Origin of the sequence: Streptomyces zagrosensis (genome assembly GCF_014203645.1) — a bacterium.
GTDB classification, from domain to species: domain Bacteria; phylum Actinomycetota; class Actinomycetes; order Streptomycetales; family Streptomycetaceae; genus Streptomyces; species Streptomyces zagrosensis.
Genome location: NZ_JACHJL010000024.1, coordinates 45,185 through 68,268, shown reverse-complemented (window position 1 = coordinate 68,268; position 23,084 = coordinate 45,185). Strand labels below are relative to the sequence as shown.

18 protein-coding genes are annotated in these 23,084 nt (G+C 68.0%); 7 read left to right on the top strand and 11 right to left on the bottom strand.

Annotation, left to right across the window (positions count from 1 at the left end):
* Positions 1 to 23 precede the first annotated feature (23 nt).
* From FHS42_RS31530 to ssd, 8 genes are all read right to left on the bottom strand, one after another.
* Positions 24 to 596, bottom strand: a complete 573-nt coding sequence (locus FHS42_RS31530) for a DUF6262 family protein (RefSeq protein WP_184578702.1) — start codon at positions 594 to 596, stop codon at positions 24 to 26.
* The gene (locus FHS42_RS31525; protein ID WP_312867119.1) at positions 593 to 3,115 is read right to left on the bottom strand and encodes a tyrosine-type recombinase/integrase; all 2,523 of its coding nucleotides are present in this window, start codon (positions 3,113 to 3,115) and stop codon (positions 593 to 595) included. The genes FHS42_RS31530 and FHS42_RS31525 overlap by 4 nt, the downstream gene beginning before the upstream one ends.
* A complete protein-coding gene (locus FHS42_RS31520) occupies positions 3,108 to 4,202 on the bottom strand; it encodes a tyrosine-type recombinase/integrase (protein ID WP_184578696.1) in 1,095 nt (364 codons plus the stop codon). The genes FHS42_RS31525 and FHS42_RS31520 overlap by 8 nt, the downstream gene beginning before the upstream one ends.
* Positions 4,203 to 4,343: 141 nt before the next feature.
* Positions 4,344 to 4,487 carry a DUF4244 domain-containing protein gene (locus tag FHS42_RS31515; RefSeq protein ID WP_184578694.1) on the bottom strand — a complete coding sequence of 48 codons (144 nt, stop codon included), beginning with the start codon at positions 4,485 to 4,487 and terminating at the stop codon, positions 4,344 to 4,346.
* A 39-nt stretch (positions 4,488 to 4,526) separates the two neighbouring features.
* The gene (locus tag FHS42_RS31510) at positions 4,527 to 5,171 is read right to left on the bottom strand and encodes a type II secretion system F family protein (protein WP_312867118.1); all 645 of its coding nucleotides are present in this window, start codon (positions 5,169 to 5,171) and stop codon (positions 4,527 to 4,529) included.
* Positions 5,172 to 5,400: 229 nt separating this feature from the next.
* Entirely contained in the window at positions 5,401 to 6,414 is a 1,014-nt protein-coding gene (locus tag FHS42_RS31505) for a type II secretion system F family protein (protein WP_246495682.1), read from the bottom strand.
* On the bottom strand, positions 6,411 to 7,568 hold the full coding sequence (locus FHS42_RS31500; protein ID WP_184578687.1) for a TadA family conjugal transfer-associated ATPase: 1,158 nt from the start codon (positions 7,566 to 7,568) through the stop codon (positions 6,411 to 6,413). Before FHS42_RS31500 ends, FHS42_RS31505 begins: the two co-directional genes overlap by 4 nt.
* Positions 7,565 to 8,674, bottom strand: coding sequence for a septum site-determining protein Ssd (ssd, locus tag FHS42_RS31495; protein WP_184578684.1), 1,110 nt, complete (start codon positions 8,672 to 8,674; stop codon positions 7,565 to 7,567). The genes FHS42_RS31500 and ssd overlap by 4 nt, the downstream gene beginning before the upstream one ends.
* Before the next feature lie 453 nt (positions 8,675 to 9,127).
* Between ssd and FHS42_RS31490 the strand changes: the two genes are divergently transcribed.
* A complete protein-coding gene (locus FHS42_RS31490; protein WP_184578682.1) occupies positions 9,128 to 9,988 on the top strand; it encodes an HAD family hydrolase in 861 nt (286 codons plus the stop codon).
* Positions 9,989 to 10,493: 505 nt separating this feature from the next.
* On the opposite strand, the gene FHS42_RS31485 is transcribed toward FHS42_RS31490, so the two are convergent.
* The gene (locus tag FHS42_RS31485; protein ID WP_246495681.1) at positions 10,494 to 11,336 is read right to left on the bottom strand and encodes a Fic family protein; all 843 of its coding nucleotides are present in this window, start codon (positions 11,334 to 11,336) and stop codon (positions 10,494 to 10,496) included.
* 102 nt (positions 11,337 to 11,438) lie between these two features.
* Here FHS42_RS31485 and FHS42_RS31480 point away from each other — a divergent pair, with 102 nt between their 5' ends.
* A complete protein-coding gene (locus FHS42_RS31480) occupies positions 11,439 to 12,428 on the top strand; it encodes an ATP-binding protein (RefSeq protein WP_184578676.1) in 990 nt (329 codons plus the stop codon).
* On the opposite strand, the gene FHS42_RS31475 is transcribed toward FHS42_RS31480, so the two are convergent.
* Positions 12,409 to 13,944 (bottom strand): polysaccharide deacetylase family protein, encoded by a 1,536-nt coding sequence (locus tag FHS42_RS31475; RefSeq protein ID WP_246495679.1) that lies wholly within the window; start codon positions 13,942 to 13,944, stop codon positions 12,409 to 12,411. The two genes, FHS42_RS31480 and FHS42_RS31475, sit on opposite strands and share 20 nt — an antisense overlap.
* 568 nt (positions 13,945 to 14,512) lie before the next feature.
* Here FHS42_RS31475 and acs point away from each other — a divergent pair.
* The 5 genes from acs to FHS42_RS37765 all read left to right on the top strand — a co-directional run bounded on the left by acs (position 14,513) and on the right by FHS42_RS37765 (position 21,373).
* Positions 14,513 to 16,519: an acetate--CoA ligase gene (gene acs, locus FHS42_RS31470; protein ID WP_184578673.1), complete on the top strand. Its 2,007-nt coding sequence runs from the start codon at positions 14,513 to 14,515 to the stop codon at positions 16,517 to 16,519.
* A 1,385-nt stretch (positions 16,520 to 17,904) separates the two neighbouring features.
* A complete protein-coding gene (gene nhaA / locus FHS42_RS31465; RefSeq protein ID WP_184578670.1) occupies positions 17,905 to 19,299 on the top strand; it encodes a Na+/H+ antiporter NhaA in 1,395 nt (464 codons plus the stop codon).
* A 103-nt stretch (positions 19,300 to 19,402) separates the two neighbouring features.
* Entirely contained in the window at positions 19,403 to 19,867 is a 465-nt protein-coding gene (locus FHS42_RS31460; protein WP_184578665.1) for a phage holin family protein, read from the top strand.
* Positions 19,864 to 20,799, top strand: a complete 936-nt coding sequence (locus FHS42_RS31455; RefSeq protein ID WP_184578662.1) for an alpha/beta fold hydrolase — start codon at positions 19,864 to 19,866, stop codon at positions 20,797 to 20,799. The genes FHS42_RS31460 and FHS42_RS31455 overlap by 4 nt, the downstream gene beginning before the upstream one ends.
* Before the next feature lie 388 nt (positions 20,800 to 21,187).
* The gene (locus tag FHS42_RS37765; RefSeq protein ID WP_246495677.1) at positions 21,188 to 21,373 is read left to right on the top strand and encodes a hypothetical protein; all 186 of its coding nucleotides are present in this window, start codon (positions 21,188 to 21,190) and stop codon (positions 21,371 to 21,373) included.
* Between the two features lie 503 nt (positions 21,374 to 21,876).
* On the opposite strand, the gene FHS42_RS31450 is transcribed toward FHS42_RS37765, so the two are convergent.
* Positions 21,877 to 23,076: a MarP family serine protease gene (locus FHS42_RS31450; RefSeq protein WP_184578659.1), complete on the bottom strand. Its 1,200-nt coding sequence runs from the start codon at positions 23,074 to 23,076 to the stop codon at positions 21,877 to 21,879.
* Positions 23,077 to 23,084 lie beyond the last annotated feature (8 nt).

The window sequence follows — 23,084 nt, the reverse complement described above, 5'->3', positions numbered from 1 at the left end:
GCCGGGCACCCCCACCACTTGGCTCACGTGGGCCGGTTGATGCTCTTGAACATCTGCCGCCCGGCCTCCCGCACGGCGATCACCTCTTCTTGGGCGTCCGCGAGCTGGCGCTTTAGGGCGGTGTTCTGCGCGCGGGCAGCGGCCAGCTCGTCCTTGACCTTGTGGATCTCGGCCTGCAAGTCGCCGATCCGCTGTGTGGCACTTCGGGCGCCTTCTTGGTCCAGGGCGGCGCCCAGGCTCCGCTGGACGGCCCGCTTGAGGCCGTCCCTCTCCTGGCGCAGGGCCTTGTTCTCCTCCCGGAGCAGTTCCAGGTCGGTGGCCAAGCTCGCCACCGAGGCGCCCGCCCCACCCTCACGCCGGCGCCGGGCGGCCTTGTCCTGTCCCTTCATCGCGGCCTCGATGTGCTCGCGCACCCCGTCCCTGTAGACCAGCCAGTTCGACACTTCGGCCGCGCGGGCCACCCCGACGAAGGTGATCGCGGTGCCGCTGTCCTTCATCGCGTCCAAGGCCGCCAGCACCTTGCCGCGCTTGGTCTGGCTGTCGCGCCGCCTCGCCTCCCGCAGCGTGTCGCCGGGCGTGCGCCGGGCCCCCGTCATGCCCCGGCCTCATCTCGCGGTGCCCGGCGGAACACGGGCATGGGCAGCGCGACCGCCCCGCGTCCCGCTTGGGCCGCGCGGACCTTCCTCAGCACCGCCGACGCTTCCTGAACCCGCTCGCGCTCCTGCGGGTCCATAGCCTCGACCTGCTCCCGCATCTGGTCCACCCGCTTCTTGTACGCCGCGACCTCGTCGTCCATGTTGCGCACGACGAACTCATCGACGTCCATCATGAACGCCTTCTCGCGCTGGGCCCGCAGCTGGCGGATGTGGTCCTCCATCGCGGGCAGGTAGGAGGGGTCGGGGTGATAGGACGGGCAGCCCACGCACTGGAACCGGATCGGGCACGCGTGCCCGCCCGCTTTCACATTCGACGGCTCGGTGCAGTTCCCAAACGGCACCTGTACCGACCCGCGGAAGTAGGCTGTCTGCGAGAGCGGGGTCAGACGGCCTTTGCGGTCGGTGGTGTGCAGGCGCATCACGTTCACCGCCTCCCGCTTGCGCTTCGCGGTGATCTTGTAGTAGCAGGCCGTGGTGGCTTCTGATCGGTGATCCATCAATTCGCGCAGCACGTCCGGGTCGATGCCCGCGTCCGCGTGCCGCTGGCAAAACGAGTGCCTAAACGCGTACGGGAAGATGCGGGCCGCATCGAAGGGGACTCTCGTCCCGTCCGGGCCGAACTCCTCATCCAGCAGGACCACGTCCTCAAGGTCGGCCCAGGCGCGGATGATGCCCGCGACCTGCTCGGGCAGCAGGTGCCGCAGCTGACCGTTCTCACCGGCCGGCGGGAACAGGTACCCCTCGCTGCCGGTGGGCAGGTCCAGCTTCGCCCGCACCGTCAGCCACCGCTCGATGGTCTCGACGGTCTCCGAGGTGACCGGAAGGTGGCGCCGGTTGCGGCGGGCCTTGCGGTTGTCCCAGATCAGGATTTGTTCCTTGCCCTCCTTCTTGAGGCAGCCGACCCGAAGTTCGGCGATCTCATACGGGCGGCGGCCGGTGTCCCGCAGCAGCTCGTAGACGGCCCGGCACATCTCGTGGACTTCCTCCGGCGTCATGCGGCCGTGGGTGACGCCCCGGCCGATCAGCTGGATCTGGTCGTCCAACTGGTAGATGACGTCCTCGGGTAGGGCCCGCCCGGCCTCGTCCTCCTCGCTCACCTCCTCCGGGGCGATCGCGTGGCTGGGGTGCCGGGCGAAGTAGGCCGACATCCCGCCCAGGTGCCCGGCCGCCCGGCCGTAGTCCAAAACCTTGAAGAAAAAGCCCATCAGGCCGTTGCGGGCCTTGCTCTTCATCGGGCCGCCGTCCAGCTTCGGCAGGTGCCGGAAGGCGTCGACCACGGCGTTCATGTCGGCGAACGCCAGCACCGCCTCGTCGGTGCCGCCTTGGGGCCGCAGCGCGAGCGCCCTCGCGGCGGTGACGCAGGCGCGGTGGGCACGGCGGACCTCGCCGGTCGTCGGCTTCGTCTCATCGATCCACACGATCAGCACCCGTCGCAGCCACGGCTGGGCAAGTTCGGTCAGGTCCAGATCGCCCGGACGGCTGGTACGACCGCCGCGCTTGCCGCGCACACCCAGCTCGGTGAGGTCCAGTGTCGGTTGCTCGGCCGGGTTGGCGCCGCGGAAACGGGCGAGGGCGGCGGCGACTACACGGTGGGTCTCACGCAGCAGCGCGTCGATGTTGCTCGCCGAGCGCCCTGGCAGATCATCGGCGTGCATCGTGGCCACGCTGTCAGCGGCATCGGCCAGGTGGGCGATCATCTGACGGGTGGCATGCGGGTCGATCTTCTGCCCGCGCGCATCACGCTGCTGGAGCGCGTACAACACCTCCAGGCGGGCGAGCGGGTGCAACGGGGCGAGGGAGAACTGATGCACAGACAGGTAAGGGGCCTGTCGGTCCAGCCAGTCAGCCGTCACCGTCGCGCCCGCCACCCGGGAGGCCGGGTGCCGCTTGAAGTGGCGGATGTGCTGGGAACACAGGGCGTGCGGGCCGCGGCCGTCGAAGCGGCACCCGCGCACCCGGCAGCCGGCCACCGGCCGGTACGGCTTTTGCCCAGTGACCCATACCTCCAGCGCCGAGTGCGGGTCGCGCTCCAAGTGCTTTTGCCGCAACGAGGCGTGCGAGCTGCACAAACCCCACAGGCTCTTCTCGCGCGGGCACCCCCCAACGCGGCACCGATCGTGCACACCGGTCATCGTTCTATCGCGCACCGGCACGAAGACCGCCTTGAACTCCTTCATCGACAGCCCGCTGACCCGCTGGGCCTTCGCGCAACTCGTACACAGGCTCTTGGCCCGCGCCAGCGCCTCGCACGCCGCGGTGCCGCAGCGGTACACCACCGTGCGCGGATGCCCGACATCACCGGTGAACATCAGCGTCTGCGCATCCCACTCGCCCTCCCGCCAACCGCCCGTGACCTGCTCGCGCAGCCACGCCGACCACCGCTCGGCCTCCAACGGCGCCCACCCAGCTGACCGCTCGTCACCGGCTGACCGCCGGCGCAGCGGCACAACGCTACCCACCGTGCTCCACCCTCCCCTGACGGCGCCGGGCTGCCACCAGCTCCACGGCGTCACGTTTCTCCTGGTCACTGGCATGCGAGTAGCGATCCTGGGACGCCGGCGACTGGTGCCCGGCCATGTTCTGGCGCACGTCCCGCGGCACCTTCGCCTGCCGCCACCGCGTGATCGCCGAGTGCCGCAACATGTGCGGCCTAGCCCGAAACCCCGCCCGCTTCGCCAGCCGCTTAAACAACTCGTAGGTGTTGTCGTAACGCATCGCCGATCCCAGCGGGGCGCGGAACAAATTGACGAACACCATGTCGCTGGCCTCCGCCTGCGCGACCGTCTCCCGCTCGTAGCGGTACTCGGTGTACAGGCCGACCGTGTCCTCCTCCACCGGAATCCAGCGCGGCTGCACTGACTTGGCGAAGGCGTTGTTGCTGTTGACCCGGCGCCGTACGTGGACGTGCGGCCCCTTGACCTGGCAGCCCAGCAGCCGCGAGTCAGGCAGGAAATGCGTGTCCTCGCGCCGCAGCCCCAGCGCCTCGCCGATCCGCATTCCTGTCACCGCGAGCAGACCCACCAAGAACCGGTCCCTGGCGTGCGTGGTTACCGCGAGGAGCTGGTAGACCTCCTCGTCCGTCAGCCACTCGTAGCCCGGCACCGCGACCCTGAACTTCAGGCGCCGGCCCTCGATCTGGAGGTTTTGGCCCTCCTCGCCCGCATCGAAGCCCGGCGGCGCGAAGCGCAGGAACCGGGGCTCGACCAGCATCGTCACCACCGTGGCCGGGACACCGAGCCCAGCCAGTGAGCACCACCGCAGGAAGTCGGTCATCGTGCCCGTGATCTGATTCGCTGTGCCCTTCTCCCGGTAGCGCCGCTCGGCCCCGGGCCGGCCACTGCGCGGTGCGAGGGGCTCCTCCACCAACCAGCGCTGAAACGCCATCAGCTGGGCCAGCGACGGCTCAGTCCACGCGACGCCGAACTCCTTGCACCACGACAGGTACAGGGCGACCCGAGGCGCGTACGTCCGGCCGGTGTTGAACTCCCGCCCCGTCAGGAACGAACACGCCTGCGGATGCAGCCCGAAGGACTCATCAACAACCACCCATCGGACACTCCCATCAGCGGACACAGCACGCTCGGCCCGGTAGTGACGAGGTAACACATCAGCTGTAACCAATGTGCCTTAACACCCCCCAGATATCGTGAAGGCAAGTAGACACCCACCCTACTTGCCTCACATGCCTTACGGCTCCTGGTTGCCCAAGATAACGATCGTGCCAACGGCGTACTCGGCGGTTGCCATCCCCGCCTCACGCCTACGGCTCAGCGCTCCTCGTACCGCCACCCACCGTCGTACGCACCACCGCACCGCCATGACGTCCCCCATGTCTTCCTCATCTCCTCGTGTCTGTTGTGTGTCTGTTCTTCAGGTACTCAGCAGCCCGTCCGCCAGCCCGATCACCACCGGCGCGACACCTACCAACAGGAAGGCCGGAAGGAAGCACAGACCGAGTGGTGCTGTGGCCATGACGCCCGCGCGCCTGGCCCGGGCCGTGGCTGCCCGACCGCGGTCGGCGCGACAGTCCGCGGCAAATCGGGTGACGGGTTCGACGGCGGGCGCGCCCGTCACCGCTGCCCGCTCAAGGGATCGAGCGAGGCCGGTAGCGCCAGGCAGCGCCCCTACTTGGCCCCAGGCCTCGGCCAAGTCACCACCGAGGCGCAGTTCCGCAGCCACCCGGGTAAGTCGCTGTCCCACAGGGCCACCCAGCGAACTCCCCACGGCCTCCGCGGCATCGCGCGGCTCCGCCCCTGCCGCCAAGCAGGCAGCTAACAAGTCCGCTGCTAGCGGCAGTTGGGCCGCAGCCGTGCTCGCTTCGCTCGACGTGAGCCCACTGCTCGCCGCTTCCTGTCCTCCCCCTCTCAATCGCCCCTCGCTGCGCTCGGCTTCACCGCCGCGCCACCACCGCCAGGCCCCGCACGCCAGGGCGAGTCCCACCACGTAACCCACCCAGCCATCGAGGAGGATGGGTCCGAGGCATCCGCAGCCGATGGCGGTCAGACGCTTCCGCATGACCCCGGTCTTGGCACCATTCGCTTGTCTGATGACCGGCCATCGCCGCAACGGGCTCGGAGCCTTCGATCGTTGGCCCCATCCGCCGCCCGACAACACGGCGGCGCGGCGCCGACGAGCGCTTCGCCGATGCCGTACCGCGCTGATCACCAGCGCCGTGCATCCAGCAAAGCACGAAAGCGAAACGGCCATCCCCAGCCTGTGGATAACTTCTCCAGTCATCACATGCTCACCCATTAGTCCTATTTAGTCCGACTTTGTCCGCCAGGGGAGTCGGCAGTGTCATCGGCTCAGCGGCCCCGCGCACGATTGCGGCCGTCCAGGCCAGCCCCGCCGACTCCAGCAGCACGCCGAGCGCCAAACAGCCAAGCCCGGCGGGCGTGTGCAACAGGACTCGTAGCGGATCGGCGCCCAACGCGCTGCCCATCACGAGGCCGAAGGCAGGCAACAGGGCGAGCACCACGGCCGTCGAGCGGACACCGGCCAACTGTGCGCGCAAGTCCTCGCGCTGGTCGCGCTCCGCACGCAACGCCACCGCCACTCGCTCCAGGCCAGCCGCAAGCCCCGCACCACCATCGACCGCCACGCGCCAGCACGCAGCTACACCGGCCATCCCCTCCGCACCGGGCAGCCGAGCGGCCAGCCGAAGCGCAGAGGGAACGTCCCCACCAAAACGTGCAGCAGACTTGGCTAGCCCCCACTCATCGGGGAACTCCGTGACCTCAACGGACAGCAGAGCGCCCACAGGTTGCCGACCGGCACGCAGCTCGCCAGCGAGGACGGCACACAATCCGATCACAGCCGCGCTCCGACGCTCCTCGTCCCGTGCCCGCGCCCGGGACCGTCGCCAACGCCAGGTGGCCGGCACCGCGAGCACCGCAGCGAACAGCGGCAACACCGAGTCGGTCAGCAGCGCGAGGGCACATCCCGCCGGTAGGCAGGCCAACTCTCCACCGGGGTCGCACCGCTTCAGCAACGCCACCCATCGCCAGCGCCATCGCTGCCAGGTACCGCTCCGCCGCAGCGCGTCGAGCAGCAGCCGCGCCCCGCCGACCCGTTCGGTGTTCCTATACGGACGCGGCCCGGGCGCCTTCGATTCCCAGAGCGCGTCGCCGTCCGCGAAGACCAGCCTGCCCCGCCGCTGTCGGTGACCATGCCCGAGGCCACCCCACAGGGCCGCGACCAAGCACAGCATCGACGCGAACGCCACCATGGACTCTGTCGTCACCACACCAGCCGTCATGAGCCCGCACCGCCCCTCGCGCACAGTCGTTGCAACCGCGGCCAGCCCACTACCTGCTGGAAGCCCTGCGCGCCCCAAAGGGCAGCGGGCACGGTCGTGACCAGCCCGTCCCGGTCGCGCTCCAGGACATGCAACTCCGCGATCCGCCGGCGGCCCACCCCGTCCCGCTCCAGATGAATAACCACCGACAGTGCGGCAGCCAACTGGCTGTGCAGCGCGGCCCGGTCCAAACCCGCCGTTGAGCCCAGCGCCTCCAACCTGGCCGGAACATCACTCGCCGCGTTCGCGTGCACCGTCCCGCAACCCCCTTCGTGGCCGGTGTTCAGGGCCGACAGCAGCTCCGTCACCTCCGGCCCACGCACCTCACCGACCACCAGCCGGTCGGGTCTCATGCGTAGCGCTTGCCGCACCAGGTCCCGCAGCGTGACCAGGCCGCGGCCTTCCTGGTTAGCGGGCCGCGCCTCCAGCCGTACGACGTGGGGATGGTCGGGTCGCAGCTCCGCCGAATCCTCGGCCAGCACAATGCGCTCTCCCGGGCCGACCAGACCGAGCAACGTGCTCAGCAGCGTCGTCTTACCCGATCCCGTGCCGCCACTGATCACGTAGGAAAGACGTGCCTCCAGCACGGACCGCAGCAGCGCTTCACCACCGGGCGGCACCGTGCCAGCCGCGACCAGTTCAGCGAGGGTAAACGCCCGCGGTCGCATCACTCGCAACGAAAGACACGTCCCTGCTACGGCGATCGGGGGCAACACGGCATGCAATCGGGTCCCATCGGGCAACCGGGCATCCACCCACGGTCTCGCGTCATCGAGTCGCCGCCCGGCCACGGCCGCGAGCCGTTGAGCGAGCCTGCGCACAGCCGCCGCATCGGCGAACCGGACCTCGGTACGCTCCAGCCCCGCACCCCGGTCGATCCACACCTGGTCGGGAGCGCAGACCAATACATCGGTGACGTCAGGCAGGGTGAGCAACGGCTCAAGAGGGCCGGCGCCCACGAGTTCCGAGCGCAGGTTTCGGACGACTCCGAGCACTTCCGTATCGCCGAGCAGCCGTCCTTCTTCCCGGAGTGCGGCAGCAACCCGAGCCGGTGTCGGCTCTTGACCGCTGCCCGCCAGTCGTGTCCGCACCGCGTCCAGCAGGGTGTCGCTCATGACGCGACACCTCCCTCGCTGGGCAGCGCCCGGGCCCAGAAGTCGGCGCAAAACCGGGCGAGCGGACCACGCTCAGCTGCGCCCGGTGGTTCGCCCTCGTCCAACGCTGCGAGCAGTCTGGGCTCAGGCGGCAACTCCCCGGCGAGCGGCAGCCCGAGAAGCTTTGCGATCTCCTCATCGTCGAGGCCGCCTCCCGTGGGCCCGCGCACCACGACCCGCAGGTCACGCAGCACCATCCGAACCCTTGAGGCGACGCGGTGAGCCGCTGCGACGGACCGCAGTTCGGCGGGCACCACCAAGAGTCCTACATCTAACTGTGCGAGCACCTCGGCCGCCGCTTCGTCCACGCGTCGCGGCAGGTCAACCACCACAGCGCCACCTCGTCGGCGGGCAGCGGCAAGGACCGAGCGGACCGCAGTCGGCGGGATGGCCACGGCACTGCCCCGATCCCAGCTCAGCACCCGCAAGGAATGCAGCTTGGGCAGCGACTCCTCCAGCGCGCCCGCAGCCACCCGACCACAAGACTCGGCGAATGCAGGCCATCTGAGGCCCGCGGCGCCCTCGCCACCGAGCAGTACGTCGAGGCCACCCCCCAGCGGGTCGCCGTCGATGAGCATGGTGCGGTGCCCCGCGCGGGCCGCAGCTACGGCAAGGGCGCAGGCCAGGGTGCTGGCCCCGGCACCGCCTCGGCCCCCGACGACGCCAACGGTGGTGGCCTGGTCGCCGACGCCTTCGGTGACGTCGGCGACTCGGTCCACGAGCCAGGTCTCAGCATCGGGGAGAAAGAGCACATGCTCCGCCCCAAGCTCGATACCCCGCCGCCAGATGCCTGGGTCATCTAAATCCCGGCTAATCAGCAGTACGCCCTGCCTACGGACCGCATCAGTCAATCTCGCCGCACAGTCATCGCCGACAAGAACCAGTGGTGCGTCGTCCCAGCCACTACTACCAACGAGTGTTCCGTGCGCCACTTCCGGCGCGGAACCAGCCGCTGCGCACAACCGCAACAAGTCGTCCAGCAGTTCTTCGTCTTCCGTCACGATCAGCGGTCTACGGCGGTGTTCCTCCTCCGTCTCCACTAGACCGGAGGCGATAGTTCCAGCCATGGTCCCCTCCCCATCTCGCTACGCAACTCTCGAACCCACGAACATCGCGGGGAATCGACCATGCAGCGATCCAAAAAATCTCGGGGATCTTGGTCCGAAACTGTGGATAACTCGCGGCTTGCGAATATCTCCGTCACCTATACCGGCGACTTCCTCAGCAAGGCCTGGCGATTACACACTGTTACGGTGCAGACTCATGGAGGAAGCGCACCGAACAGGCACCGGAGGAGAGAAATGATTCAGAGTGACGCGTTGAAAGGCGTCTGGACATGCGACGACCCCCGCCGGGGGGGAGAGCGGGGGTCGTCCCCACGGCCGACTCGGGGGGGGAGGAGCCGGACCGGGTTAGCACGGTCGCGAACGATCCGTGACTTCCATGGTGTACCCGAGAGCCTTCTCAGGCAAACCCACGCGCCTCAGCTTACGCCGAATGGTGGGCCCTATGCTCAGGTCGTGGAAAACCACTCCTTGCCGCGCACAGCAGCCTTCTTTGACCTGGACAAGACGGTCATTGCGAAGTCGAGCGCTCTCACGTTCAGCAAGTCCTTCTACCAAGGCGGTCTGATCAACCGCCGCGCCGTACTGCGCACTGCATACGCGCAGTTCGTCTTCCTCGCCGGAGGCGCCGACCACGATCAGATGGAGCGGATGCGGGAATATCTTTCCGCGCTCTGCCGTGGCTGGAACGTACAACAGGTGCGGGAGATTGTGGCCGAAACTCTGCATGCTCTGATCGACCCCATCATCTACGACGAAGCCGCCTCACTCATCGAGGAACACCACATAGCGGGCCGCGATGTGGTCATCGTCAGCACTTCGGGAGCGGAGGTTGTCGAACCCATTGGAGCGCTGCTCGGCGCAGACCGAGTCGTCGCCACCCGGATGGTCGTCGAGGACGGCTGCTTTACGGGCGAAGTGGAGTATTACGCGTACGGGCCGACCAAGGCCGAGGCCATCGTCGAGTTGGCCAAGTCCGAGGGGTACGACCTGACCCGCTGCTACGCGTACAGCGATTCGGCGACCGATATCCCCATGTTGGAATCAGTCGGCCATCCGCACGCGGTGAACCCCGACCGCACATTGCGTCGGGAGGCGAGCGTCCGTGGCTGGCCCATACTCAGCTTCGACCGCCCGGTCCGACTGAAACAGCGGTTGCCTTCGCTATCGATGCCACCGCGACCGGTAATGGCGGTGGCCGCAGCCGTGAGCGCCGCCGCGGCCACCGCCGGCCTGGTCTGGTATGCGAGCCGCCGCCGCGCACCATCACCGGGGGCCACCGCTCTCCATCCCATCGAGCATTACGCCCGAATTTGAATCCAAAAGTAAAGATATGCGGTGAGGGGTTCCACTTGTCGCTGCTCCGGAGTAGAAAGGAATTAACGGCCCGCGAGACCGAGGACATCCGAGAGGACGCCCTACGTATCAAGGCCCCACGGACCGAGCACAGACGTTAGGCACCCACGCGACGCCGACCCGTCGATTACGGGCCAGCCGCACCAGGACGGGCAAAGTTTCGACCTGATGGGCAGAAAACCGAGCACGCTTGGTAACCGGGCGACTGTGCCAGCGGCGGCGCCATCTCCATCTGGCGCCGCCGCACCCATCCGGCGGCGCTACCAGCCCAGCGGCCACGCCCAATGGCTGTACGCGCATCCGACTCCGCCCCATGAGTTAGAGCCCACACGCTGGACGCCCAACGTCACGCCGCCCACGGCGCCTTGAGCGCGCCAGGGGCGCTCTTTAACCCGGCAAGCTCTGCTCGCCGCCTACTCTCACCAACCGCCCTTGTCAGCACCGAGCCGGCTGACCGAACGGTGCATCAAGCTGCCCCGCGCTGGAGCGCCTCACATACGGCCGTGGACTCACGCACACCCAGCTCAACAGCTCGTCCGCAGTGCGCAATCCATGCGGCCACCCCATCAGGCGCACCCGACACGTAGCCCTCCAGCGCGCCGACGTAGCCGGCCCGCCCTAGTTCCGCGTAACCCACCTCTGCGGGGCAGATCGACTTCGGATCGAGGCCGCTGCCGACCAGCACGACGCGTTCGGCGGCACGAGCGATAAGGCCGTTGTGTGACCCGAACGGTCGCAGCGCTAGCAGTTCCCCATGCACCACGGCCGCTCCCACGAGTGCGGGAGCCTCGGTGCCCGCGAGTAGTAGCCGGGTCAGACCGTCCAACCGACCCGCAACCTCGTCGGCGTCCGGCAGCGGCAGTTCTACCAGCGGCTCATCGACCGACTCGCCCGCCAGCCTCGGCCGTCCAACTGGATCGGCACCGCTAGCCAACTGGCCTTGCGCGGCATCGCCCGCGGCCACCAAGTGCAGTCTGGCCAGCACTCGAAGCGGCGACTGTCGCCAAATGCTCAACAACTGTCCTGCCTCGGACGTCAGTCGTAGTGCGGCACCCACCGTGCGCGGTTCGCCCTCGGCGCCGAAGTCGGTGCGGCGACGCACTTCCTCCAGTGCCCAGTCGGCACCGGCGAGCGCCGCCGAACCACGCGCTCCGCGCAGAGCCGCCTCAGAGGCGACCTCGTGGCTGCGACGGCGCATGACCCGGTGGCCGTAGACCCGGTCCACGGCCTTGCGTACCGCGTCAACGGAGTCGGCCACACCAGGCAAGGCCACCAGCGCGGACAGCGGATCGGATGACGGACTACTCATGAGTACGACACTACGCACATCGGCGGCCACACCCCTCATTGGAGTGGTCTTCTTCACCAATAGCGGCCTTCCGCCCCATGAGCCCGCCTACGCTCGGTGAACATGAAGATCGCTTTCGTAGGGAAGGGCGGCAGCGGTAAGACCACGCTGTCCTCGCTCTTCGTCCGCCACCTCGCCGCCGCACGCGTTCCCGTCGTCGCCATCGACGCGGACATCAACCAACATCTCGGAGCCGCCCTGGGCCTGGCAGACCACGCGGATGCCGCGCCGCCCGCGATGGGCGCGCAGCTTCCGCTGATCAAGGACTACCTGCGCGGTACGAACCCGCGTATCACCTCCACCGACTCCATGATCAAGACGACGCCGCCAGGAGAGGGGTCGAGGCTATTGCGTGTCGGTGACGGCAACCCCATCTTCGACGCGTGCGCCCGTCTTGTGCGCCTTGACGACGGCGAAGTGCAGCTCATGGCAACCGGACCCTTCACCGAGTCCGATCTGGGCGTGGCCTGCTATCACTCCAAGGTCGGCGCGGTGGAACTGTGTCTAAACCATCTCATCGATGGACGACACGAGTTCATCGTCGTTGACATGACAGCGGGCAGCGACTCCTTCGCTTCCGGCATGTTCACCCGGTTCGACCTGACCTTCCTGGTAGCGGAGCCGACCCGGAAGGGCACTGCGGTCTACCGGCAGTACAAGGAGTACGCACGAGACTTCGGAGTCGCGCTGCGCGTTGTGGGCAACAAGGTTCAGGGCCCGGACGACCTCGCCTTCCTGCGCGATGAGGTCGGCGATGACCTACTTGTCACCGTCAGCCACTCCGACTGGGTGCGGTCAATGGAGAAGGGCCGACCGCCTCAGTTCGAGCTACTGGAAGAGACCAACCGGCAGGCGTTGCGCACGCTCCACGAGGCCGCGGATGCCGCGTACGAGACACGCGACTGGGAGCGCTACACCCGCCAGATGGTCCACTTCCACCTCAAGAACGCGGAGAGCTGGGGCAACGCGCGTACCGGCGCGGACCTGGCGGCGCAGGTGGACCCCGCGTTCATCTTGGACGAGAGGCCTGTTGCTACCCGGCAACCGGCCTGATGCGGCCCATCAGTTCGCCGCCGAATGGCTGCCCTACGGCACCGGGCGGCTGTTCCGCGGCGTGCGAGCCTACTGCTCCACGTCGCTCGTGTGACGCCAGCGAGCCGTGCCCGCCCGATGTTCCTCGCTCCTCGCGTGAGGCATCTCGCTCCTGGCGTGAGGCATCTCGCTCCTGGCGTGAGGCATCTTGACCGGCTGAGGCCGGGTCATCGGAGGACTGAGCACCTGCGTCCTCATCGCCGGCAGGCCGACCCGCGGAATCCTCTTCACCGGAGGGCTGATCAGCGGGGGACGGGGAAGCGGCGTGCGGGGCCCCCAGATATCCGGCCCAGCCGCCCTTCGGCCGCTCACCGACATCCAGCTTCCGCAGCTTCTCCAGTACGCGCGGGTCCTGGGCGTCCATCCAATCAGCGAGCTGCTTGAACGACACGCAGTGCACGTCCGGTCGTGGGCAGACGTTCTTGATGGTGTCCTCGACGGCGCGCATGTACGTTCCGCCATTCCACGACTCGAAGTGGTTACCGATGAGCAGGGGCGCCCGGTTGCCGTTGTAGGCACGGTCGAACGCCTTGAGCAGCCCGTCGCGCATCTGCTTGCCCCAGGCGGCGTGCTTCGCGCGGTCTCCCTGTGTCGTACCGGACTGGTTGACCAGGAAGTTGTAGTCCATGGACAGCGTCTCGAAGGCGCGGCCCGGCATCGGGACTTGCTGGAGCGGGAAGTCCCAGATGCCTCCTTGCTTGGCGGGCCAGACCTGTCGGCCGCCGGACGCGCTGGCGTCATAGCGAAAGCCCATAGAACGGGCGGCCGGTATCAAGTTCCGCTGACCTTCGAGGCAGGGAGCACGCCCGCCGACGAGTTCGGCACTGTAATCGAAGGGCAGCGGCTGCCCGTCGCGCAGACCGGTGTTGGTCTTCCAGTTCTTGACGAACGACTCGGCCTGCCGGATCTCGCTGCGCCACTCGTCCACCGACCAGGTGCCAACACCTCGGTCGGGGCCGCAGAAGTGGCCGTTGAAGTGCGTGCCTATCTCGTTCCCGTCGCGCCAGGCCCCAGCGAGTTGCTCGGCGGTGTCCTTGATGCCCTTGGCGTCATTGAAACCTATGTCCGACGCACCGGGCGCGTGCTGGGGCGGGTGGTACAGATCCTTCTTGGCACCGGGGAGCATGTACACCCCGCTGAGGAAGTACGTCATCGTCGCGTCGTACCGCTTCCCCACCTCGCGGAACCGCGAGAAGAGCCGCTGGCTGTCTTCGCCGGCGCCGTCCCACGAGAAGACGACGAACTGCGGTGGCCGCTGACCGGGGCGCAGGGGCTGGGGGTTCGGTTGGCTGGGCTGGGCACCGGTGTACGCGGTCGAGCCGTCACCTATCAGCCGTAGCGGCTTCGCGGCCTTCGCCGCCTGCCCCTTCTCCTCGCTGCCGGCGTCGGACTCCCCCGAACCGCCGGAGCAGCCCGCTATGCCGACGAGTATGGCCGTCAGGACTATCCCTGCTGTGGCCTTGCGTCCGGCCGTCATCTCCCACCTCGTTTTCGACCTATGAGCGCCCACAGGAAAAGGGGCAAGCTTCCCATAAGTTAATGAATAGGTAAGAAATGGCAGGCTTCTTCAAACCTCCCATCACCCGATAGATGGAATGACCAGCGCGATTGATCGAGACCTCTTCCCTGCGGCCTTCGCCTGGCATTACGATCCATTTACTGACGCCGAGGGTGACGAACTGAGCACATATCGTCATCACTCACGGTGGGCTCGCCCCTTTCTGCACTACGCCCTGGCCGAGCCCCCGCGCAGCCGCTGGTCACCGACCCCGTAGTCCGGCGCATCAGGTACCGCCCCGACGCCACCATCGCCCCGCACCCCTCGCATGGCAGCGTCGTACGGCTTCCCAATACAAAACAGTCCCCTGTTCCGAAACTGGAGCACCGCATTGTGAGCCCAGATGCAGGCAGCATTGGGCGACCGAGGACCCACCTCACCAGCCTCGGGGGCAGCCAGCACACGGCCGGAGGAGCGTCATCCGATAGAGGTCTACACCAATTTTTATCAACAGCCCTTGTCAGGGCGTGCCGCAGGCTGATGAGCTATGACCTGGGACACAACGGGCACGCTGGGAATGGGAGAAGTCGTGAGCAACGAAAGCCTGGCCAATCTGCTTCGGGAAGAGCGGCGTTTCGCGCCGCCCACCGACTTGGCCGCGAACGCCAACGTCACCGCGGAAGCGTATGAGCTGGCGAAGGCTGATCGGCTGGGCTTCTGGGCCGAGCAGGCCCGTCGGCTGAGCTGGGAGACGGAGCCGACCGAGACGCTGGATTGGTCGAACCCACCGTTCGCGAAGTGGTTCGCTGACGGCAAGCTGAACGTCGCGTACAACTGCGTCGATCGGCACGTGGAGAACGGGCTCGGGGACCGCGTCGCTATTCACTTCGAAGGCGAGCCGGGTGACACCCGGGCGATCACGTACGCCGAGTTGCAGCGCGAGGTGTCACAGGCCGCCAATGCGCTGACGGAGCTGGGCGTCCAGGCCGGGGACCGCGTCGCGATCTACTTGCCGATGATCCCCGAGGCGGTCATCTCGATGCTGGCATGCGCCCGCATCGGGGCACCACACTCGCTGGTGTTCGGTGGTTTCTCGGCGGATGCGCTAGCCACCCGGATCAACGATGCGGACGCGCGGGTCATCATCACCGCAGACGGTGGCTACCGACGTGGCAAGCCGTCCGCGCTCAAGCCCGCTGTGGACGAGGCGTTGACTCGCCCGGGCACGGAGAACGTGCGCAGCGTTCTCGTGGTGCGGCGCACCGGACAGGACACGGCCTGGGCCGAGGGCCGCGATGTGTGGTGGCACGAGATGGTGGGCCGTCAGTCTGACCAGCACACCCCGGAGGCATTCGAAGCGGAGCACCCGCTGTTCATCCTCTACACCTCGGGCACCACGGGTAAGCCAAAGGGCATCCTGCACACCACCGGCGGCTATCTGACCCAGATCTCGTACACGCACAGCGCGGTGTTCGATCTGAAGCCCGAGTCGGACGTGTTCTGGTGCACGGCGGACGTCGGTTGGGTGACCGGTCACTCGTACATCGTCTACGGGCCGCTCTCCAACGGCGGGACGGAGGTGCTGTACGAGGGCACACCCGACTCACCGCACCAGGGGCGTTGGTGGGAGATCGTGCAGAAGTACGGGGTGACGATCCTGTACACCGCGCCCACCGCAATCCGCGCCTGCATGAAGTGGGGCGACGACATTCCGGCGAAGTTCGACCTGTCGTCGCTGCGCATCCTGGGGTCCGTCGGCGAGCCGATCAACCCCGAGGCATGGATGTGGTACCGCAAGCACATCGGTGGGGACCGAGCACCGATCGTGGACACCTGGTGGCAGACCGAAACCGGCGGAATGATGATCAGCCCGCTGCCAGGCGTCACCGAGACCAAGCCGGGTTCGGCGCAGGTTCCGCTGCCTGGCATCGCGGCCACCGTGGTGGATGACGACGCGAACGAGGTACCAAACGGGTCCGGCGGTTACCTGGTGCTGACCGAGCCGTGGCCGTCGATGCTCCGCACCATCTGGGGCGATGACCAGCGCTACCTGGACACCTACTGGGCACGCTTTGAGAATAAGTACTTCGCGGGTGACGGCGCGAAGAGGGATGAGGACGGCGATATCTGGCTGCTTGGCCGGGTGGATGACGTCATGCTCGTCTCCGGCCACAACATCTCCACCACCGAGGTGGAGTCGGCGCTCGTTTCCCACCCCAAGGTCGCTGAGGCGGCAGTGGTCGGCGCGACCGATCCGCAGACCACTCAGGCCATCTGCGCCTTCGTGATCCTGCGTGGCGGAGCAACGGCGGAAGACGAGGGCCTGGTCGATGAATTGCGAGCGCACGTGGCCAAGGCGCTCGGCCCGATCGCCAAGCCGAAGCGCGTACTGCCAGTGGCCGAGCTGCCCAAGACCCGCTCCGGGAAGATCATGCGGCGACTGCTGCGGGACGTTGCCGAAAACCGAGCGCTAGGCGATGTGACCACACTGACTGACTCCTCCGTCATGGACCTGATCCAGTCCCAGCTCCCGGGCGCCGCCAGCGAGGACTGAGACACCACGGGCACACAGGGCACAACACACTGAGCACCAGCGAAGCCACGCCGGGGCCCTGGCCCGGCGCGTCGGCGGCAAAACGTCGGCGGCAAAACGGGAGACCACACAGCAACCGACCACCCCCGGTTAGGAGACGGGCAGCAGCAAAAGCAGACCCCCGGCCAGCGGACGGACTGAGGCACAAGCAGAGTCCAGGCAGGGCACCGCTCAGACGGAGGGGGCCGCAGGGGGCGCCCCGCCGATGGGTCAAGCCGCCCCACTGCCGCACGCTCAGCTGCAACTCCGGGACGCGTCGGACCGCCACTGCTGCCCATCACCGCGATCCATCGGCGCCGCCCTACCTGGCACCTGGTCCAGGCCGGTTCAGGCCGGGTCGGCCCGGCCCGTGCCCGGCCGGTCCGGCCCTCGGGTGGCCCAGCCGGGTTGGGCCACCCAATGAGCCGGGCCAAGCACGCCGACACACGCAGCCGCCCAGCCGCTCGACACTCCTGCGGCGCGAGCGGGCTCTCCTCGGTACATGCCATTTGGAGCAAAACCCTCGCTGGGCCGGGGGCTACGTGGTATCCGGGGCACGGGGGCGCGCCCACGGGGCACGGAGCCCCGCCGCACCACGAGGCACGAGGCACATGGCCCGCACCGCACCCCACCCGGGGCTGCGCCACGCCCGAGTCCGCACCACCCTCGGGAGCCCACACGTCACCGCCCCGGGGCCCGCGCCCCACCCGAGCCCGCACCTCGCCACCCCGAAGCCCGCCCCGGACCTCACACCCATGCTCGAACCCGGAGCCCCCACCACATTCGGGGCCGGGGCCGGGGCCGCACCACACCGCACCGCACCCACCCCCGAGCCCCGCACCCGCAACCCGCACCCAGGCCCGCAAGGGCCACCGCGCCCGCACAGGCCACTGGCCCACTCAGCCCGCTGACCGCTCGGCCCACCCGGTCCTCTCGGCCCACCGATCCGCCCCGATCCACCCCGACCCGCCCACCCGGCCCACGCGCCGCCGCCCCTCACCTCGCCCCTCATCGGCTTGCTCCTCACCACCGCATCCCGCACGACTGCTCCCCGCTCCCCGCTCCCCGCATCCCGCATCCCGCATCCCGCATCCCGCATCCCGCACGACCGCACCCCCGCACCCCGCACCCCGCACCACCGTTGAACGGTCACCCAGAAGAGGAAAGCCACAGGTCAAGAACCGCCTGGTCAGGGTTTGCACCATAAAGAGGTCCCCGTGGGGCGCGAACACGGCTCGGCTGTTCCGGTTAAGCTGTGCGGCGTCGCGTAAATAAGGCGACAAGAACACAGGGCGCGCCGGGAAGTCTGGTCGGCATACACCACAGGTGTATCCGCCGTCAGTCCTGCCCTTGGAGGTCAGCCCATCGTGGCCGCGCCTAGCAACCGTAAGTTTCTTGGACGACTGTCTCTTCCGGAGCGGAACTACGTAGCGGAGGCGCTGCGTACGGAGACGGTCGGTGGCGTACTGCTGCTCGTCGCCGCCATCGCAGCCTTGCTGTTCGTCAACACTCCACTCAGCGACGTTTACAACGACGTCAAAAGCTTCTCCTTCGGGCCGAGCTCGCTCCATCTGCATCTCAGCGTCGGCGCCTGGGCCCAGGACGGCCTGCTCACCATCTTCTTCTTCGTCGCTGGCATCGAACTTAAGCGCGAACTCGTGGCGGGCGAGCTGCGCGACCCCAAGGCCGCCGCCTTGCCGGTGATCGCCGCCGTGTGCGGCATGGTGGTCCCCGCGCTCGTCTACACCGCGGTCTCGTTCAGCGGCGGTGGCAGCTTGGGCGGATGGGCGGTGCCGACGGCGACGGACATCGCGTTCGCCCTGGCCGTACTCGCCGTCATCGGCAGCTCACTGCCCGCCGCGCTGCGCGCGTTCCTGCTGACCCTCGCGGTCGTCGATGACCTGTTCGCCATCTTGATCATCGCCGTCTTCTTCACGACCAACATCAATCTGGTCGCGCTGGCGCTGTCCTTCGTCGGGCTCGCCCTCTTTTGGGTGCTACACCGCAAGGGCGTGCACGGCTGGTACATCTACGTGCCGCTGGCCATGGTGATTTGGGGTTTGATGCACGCCAGCGGCGTGCATGCCACCGTTGCCGGGGTGGCGATGGGCCTGATGTTGCGCTGCACGGTACGGGAAGGCGAGCAACACTCCCCCGCCGAGCACATCGAGCACCTGGTGCGACCGCTGTCGGCCGGGCTTGCGGTGCCGCTGTTCGCGCTGTTCGCGGCGGGCGTGTCCATCTCGGGCGGCGCGGTCGCGGACGTGTTCACCAAGCCGGAGACGCTGGGCGTGGTGCTCGGGCTCCTGGTCGGCAAGACCATAGGGGTCTTCGGCGGCTCCTGGCTGGCCGCACGGTTCACTAAGGCCGAGTTGAACGACGAACTGGCGTGGGCGGACGTGTTGGCCGTCGCCTCGCTCGCCGGCATCGGCTTCACCGTCTCGCTCCTCATCGGCGAGCTTGCCTTCCCCGACGACCCGCTGCTGGCCGACGAGGTGAAGGCCGCGGTGCTGATCGGTTCTGTGTTGGCCGCGGTCTGTGCGGGCGTGCTGCTCAAGCTGCGGAACAACAAGTACAAGAAGTTGTACGAGGAGGAGGAGCGAGACGACGATCAGGACGGCATTCCGGACATCTACGAGTTGGACAAGCCCGAATATCACCTCCGGATGGCGGCGATCTACGAGAAGAAGGCCGCTGAACACCGCAGACTGGCGGAGGTCACCGCATCGCAGACCACCTCCGAGAGCGACGGTCCGGCATGATCTGAGAGGCTTCGGTTCCACGACAGCCAGGTAGAAGCTCCGCAGGACGTCCGTACGCGGCCCCCTGCGGGCCAGCAGATAGAAGACGAGGGAGACACAGGCGATGAGTGCAGCCGACGACGGCGAAAACCGCAGCCTCGGGCAACTGGTGTCCACGGCCACCAGTGAACTGTCCGCGTTGGTGCATGACGAGATCGCACTGGCCAAGGCGGAGCTACGGCAGGACGTCAAGCGCGTCGCGATGGGCAGCACCGCCGGGATCGTGGCTGGAATCCTGTTGCTCTTCTCGTTGCCGGTGCTCAGCTTCGCGCTTGCGTACGGGCTCCGCTCCTGGACCGATCTCGGTCTGGCCTGGTGCTTTCTGATCGTGGGTGGCATCTATTGGTTCCTGGCTGTGCTGCTCGGCCTGCTGGCGCTGATGAAGTTCAAGAAGGTCAAGCCGCCGCAGAAGTCCATTGCCTCAGCCAAGGAGACCGCCGCCGTGCTGGGTAACGTCAAACCGCACCCGCGTACACAGGGCGAGGCCATCCCCTCCGGCGCCCATGTTGTGACACGCTCGTCTGCATGACGGTCCCCGAACCCCCTGCTCGGCTCGCGTCCGTCGTACGACCCGATGGTCCGTGGACACATCGGGATGTTTCGGCGAACGGCGCAAGGTTCCACATCGCTGAGATGGGGGATGGACCGCTGGTTCTGTTGCTACACGGCTTTCCGCAGTTCTGGTGGGCCTGGCGGCACCAGTTGCCACGGCTAGCGGAGGCCGGTTTTCGCGCGGTCGCGATGGACCTGCGCGGCGTCGGCGGCAGCGACCGTACGCCCCGTGGCTACGACCCTGCCAACCTCGCGCTCGACGTTACCGGCGTCATCCGCTCGCTGGGCGAACCGGATGCCGCGCTCGTCGGTCACGACCTCGGTGGCTACCTGGCGTGGACGGCCGCGGTGATGCGGCCCAAGCTAGTGCGGCGGTTGGCCGTGTCCTCCATGCCGCATCCGCGCCGTTGGCGTTCCGCCATGCTCACCGACGTCAAACAAAGTCGGGCCAGCAGCCACATCTGGAGCTTCCAACGGCCCTGGCTGCCCGAACGGCAGCTCGTCGCGGACGATGCCGCACTGGTCGGACGCCTGGTCAGGGACTGGTCGGGGCCGCGTCCACCGGACGATGAGGCCATCGAGACCTACCAGCAGGCGATGAGCATCCCCTCGACCGCGCACTGTTCCATCGAGCCCTACCGGTGGCTGGTGCGCTCCCTCGCCCGTCCGGACGGCGTGCAGTTCTACCGCCGGATGAAGCGCCCGGTCCGGGTGCCGACGCTGCATCTGCATGGCTCGCTCGATCCGGTGACGCGGGTACGCAGCGCGGCGGGCTCCGGCGAGTACGTCGAGGCGCCGTACCGTTGGCGGCTCTTCGACGGGTTGGGGCACTTCCCACCGGAGGAGGACCCGATGGCGTTCTCCACGGAGTTGGTCAATTGGCTACAGGACCCCGAACCGGACCGCTGACGACGCCTGTTGACGGCGCCCGTTGACAGCGCCTGTTGACGCCGCCTGCTGACAGAACCTGCTGACGCGCCCGTGAGCCCGGAGCCCGCTGACCGTTTCGGCCGTCCGATCGCCCCAGGCCGGCGAGGTCGCGCAGTCCGCCGAGACGGGGGCGAGGGTCCGCAAGGGGATCGAATCAGGCCGGTGCGCGACCCAAGTCAGCCGTTGAGGACCGGTACCTGGCAGTACCCGGTAGCGTTGCCGGTACGGGCTCGCGGGCCGGTGTCATGGCTCGGGCGCAGGGGTCGGTGGGGCGCTGTGCAGGCAGACTTCCACTTGCCTCCCGCATAGGCCAATTGACGGCCCCGCAGGTGATTACCGACCTTGGGCCACGGGCAGAGTTCCCGGTATGGGCTGGACGCACGACTACCGTGACGCAGCGAACGACCGTGGCCGCGACGCCGCGCTAACCGTCTCCGAGCGGGGCGGCCTCGGGCATCCGCCGGGCCACGACCCTCATCTTGGTATTCCACGCATTATCCGCCGCCGTGCCCGCTGGGTATCGGCGCGGTTGCGCCATCCGCGCAGCCGGTAGCTTCCTCCGGCGGGCGGGCCGCGCGCTCCCTCGCGGTGGCCTCGCTTCCGCCGGACCCCTTACCTCCTGATCGTGTACGCGCGGCGGGTACCGCGCACGGCCGCGTCAGGAACCGCGTACCGCTGCGACGGGGCAACTCCCCGCGCAGCGGCCCACCCCCGCGGTGGAGGCACACTGCCTCAGCGCCGCATCGGACGCGCTCGGTGATGGGCATGTGTTCACCGGCCGCGCGCGGGGCACTCACCGCTGGCTCCGTCGTGGCGCGCGGGCTCCGCAGAGCCCGACACGGCGGGGGCGTACCACACAGCGAGGGGCGTACGGGCACGGCGGCGTGCCGTGTGGCCATGGCGTACGCCGCTGGTGGGCGCTGGCTACCAGGCGGCGGCCTTCCACGCCCGCGCGCGGAAGGCCGCCATGGAGACACCACGGCGAACGCGGACTCGGTGTGCGGCCGACTCGGGGTCGGGATGATGGTGACGCACGCCCTCGTCCGCATCCGCGCGCTACATGGCGCAGCCCTGGCTGTCAGCCTGGTCGGCGGCCGTACGGCCCTTACGGATGTCCTCGCGCACCTCATCCGCCGTCAGCGCGTAACCAGTGTTCGCGTCATCGAGGGAGCGGGCAAAGACCACGCCGTAGACGAGGCCTTCAGGGGTCAGCAGGGGCCCGCCGGAGTTTCCCTGACGCACGGTTGTGTAGAGGGAGTAGACGTCGCGGCGGACGGTGCCGCGGTGGTAGATGTCCGGGCCGTTGGCCTCGATACGGGCGCGCACTCGGGCGGAACGCACATCGAAGGCGCCGTTCTCCGGGAAGCCAGCGACGATCGCGTCGTCGCCACTGCCCGCGTCACCTTCGGCGAACTTCAGGGCGGGGGCGCGCAGCGCGGGGACTTCCAGGACGGCGATGTCGCGTTTCCAGTCGTAGAGCACGACCTCCGCGTCGTACAGCTTGCCCTCGCCGCCGATCTGGACGGTCGGTTCATCGACGCCTCCAACGACGTGGGCATTGGTCATCACGCGGTGCGGCGCGTAGACGAAACCGGTGCCTTCCAAAACCTTGCCGCAACCGGAGGCGGTGCCCACGACCTTGACGATGCTCTTCCTCGCGCGGTCCACGGCGGGGCTGTTGACGAGCTCGGGGTCGGGGGCAGGGACCACAGTGATCGGTTCGTTCGCGAACGGCGAGAACACCTGTGGAAAACGGTTCTCCGCGAGCACCGAGCTGAAGTCCGCGAACCAGGTGTTGGCCTCCTCGGGCACCACTCGGGCCACGCCGAGCAGCACCTTGGAGTTACGGACCTCCTTGCCCACGGTGGGCAGCGAGGTACCGGCGATGGCGGAGCCGATCAACCAGGCGACCAGCAGCATGGCGAGGACGTTGACCAGGGCGCCGCCGGTGGCATCGATGGCACGCGCCGGTGACCAGGTGATGTGCCGGCGCAGCCTGTTGCCCAGCTGGGTCGTACACGCCTGCCCGATGCTGGCGCACACGATGACGATCACGACCGCCGAGACCGCGCCGAACGAGCCAGGAGCGGCGTTGTCGGTGGTCTGGTCCCAGATCACCGGGAGCAGATACACGGCCACCAGGCCGCCGCCGAGGAACCCGGTCACGGACAGCACGCCGACGACGAAACCCTGGCGGTAGCCGATGACGGCGAACCAGGCGGCGGCGACAAGCAGCAGGATGTCCAGCACGTTCACTGAGTCAC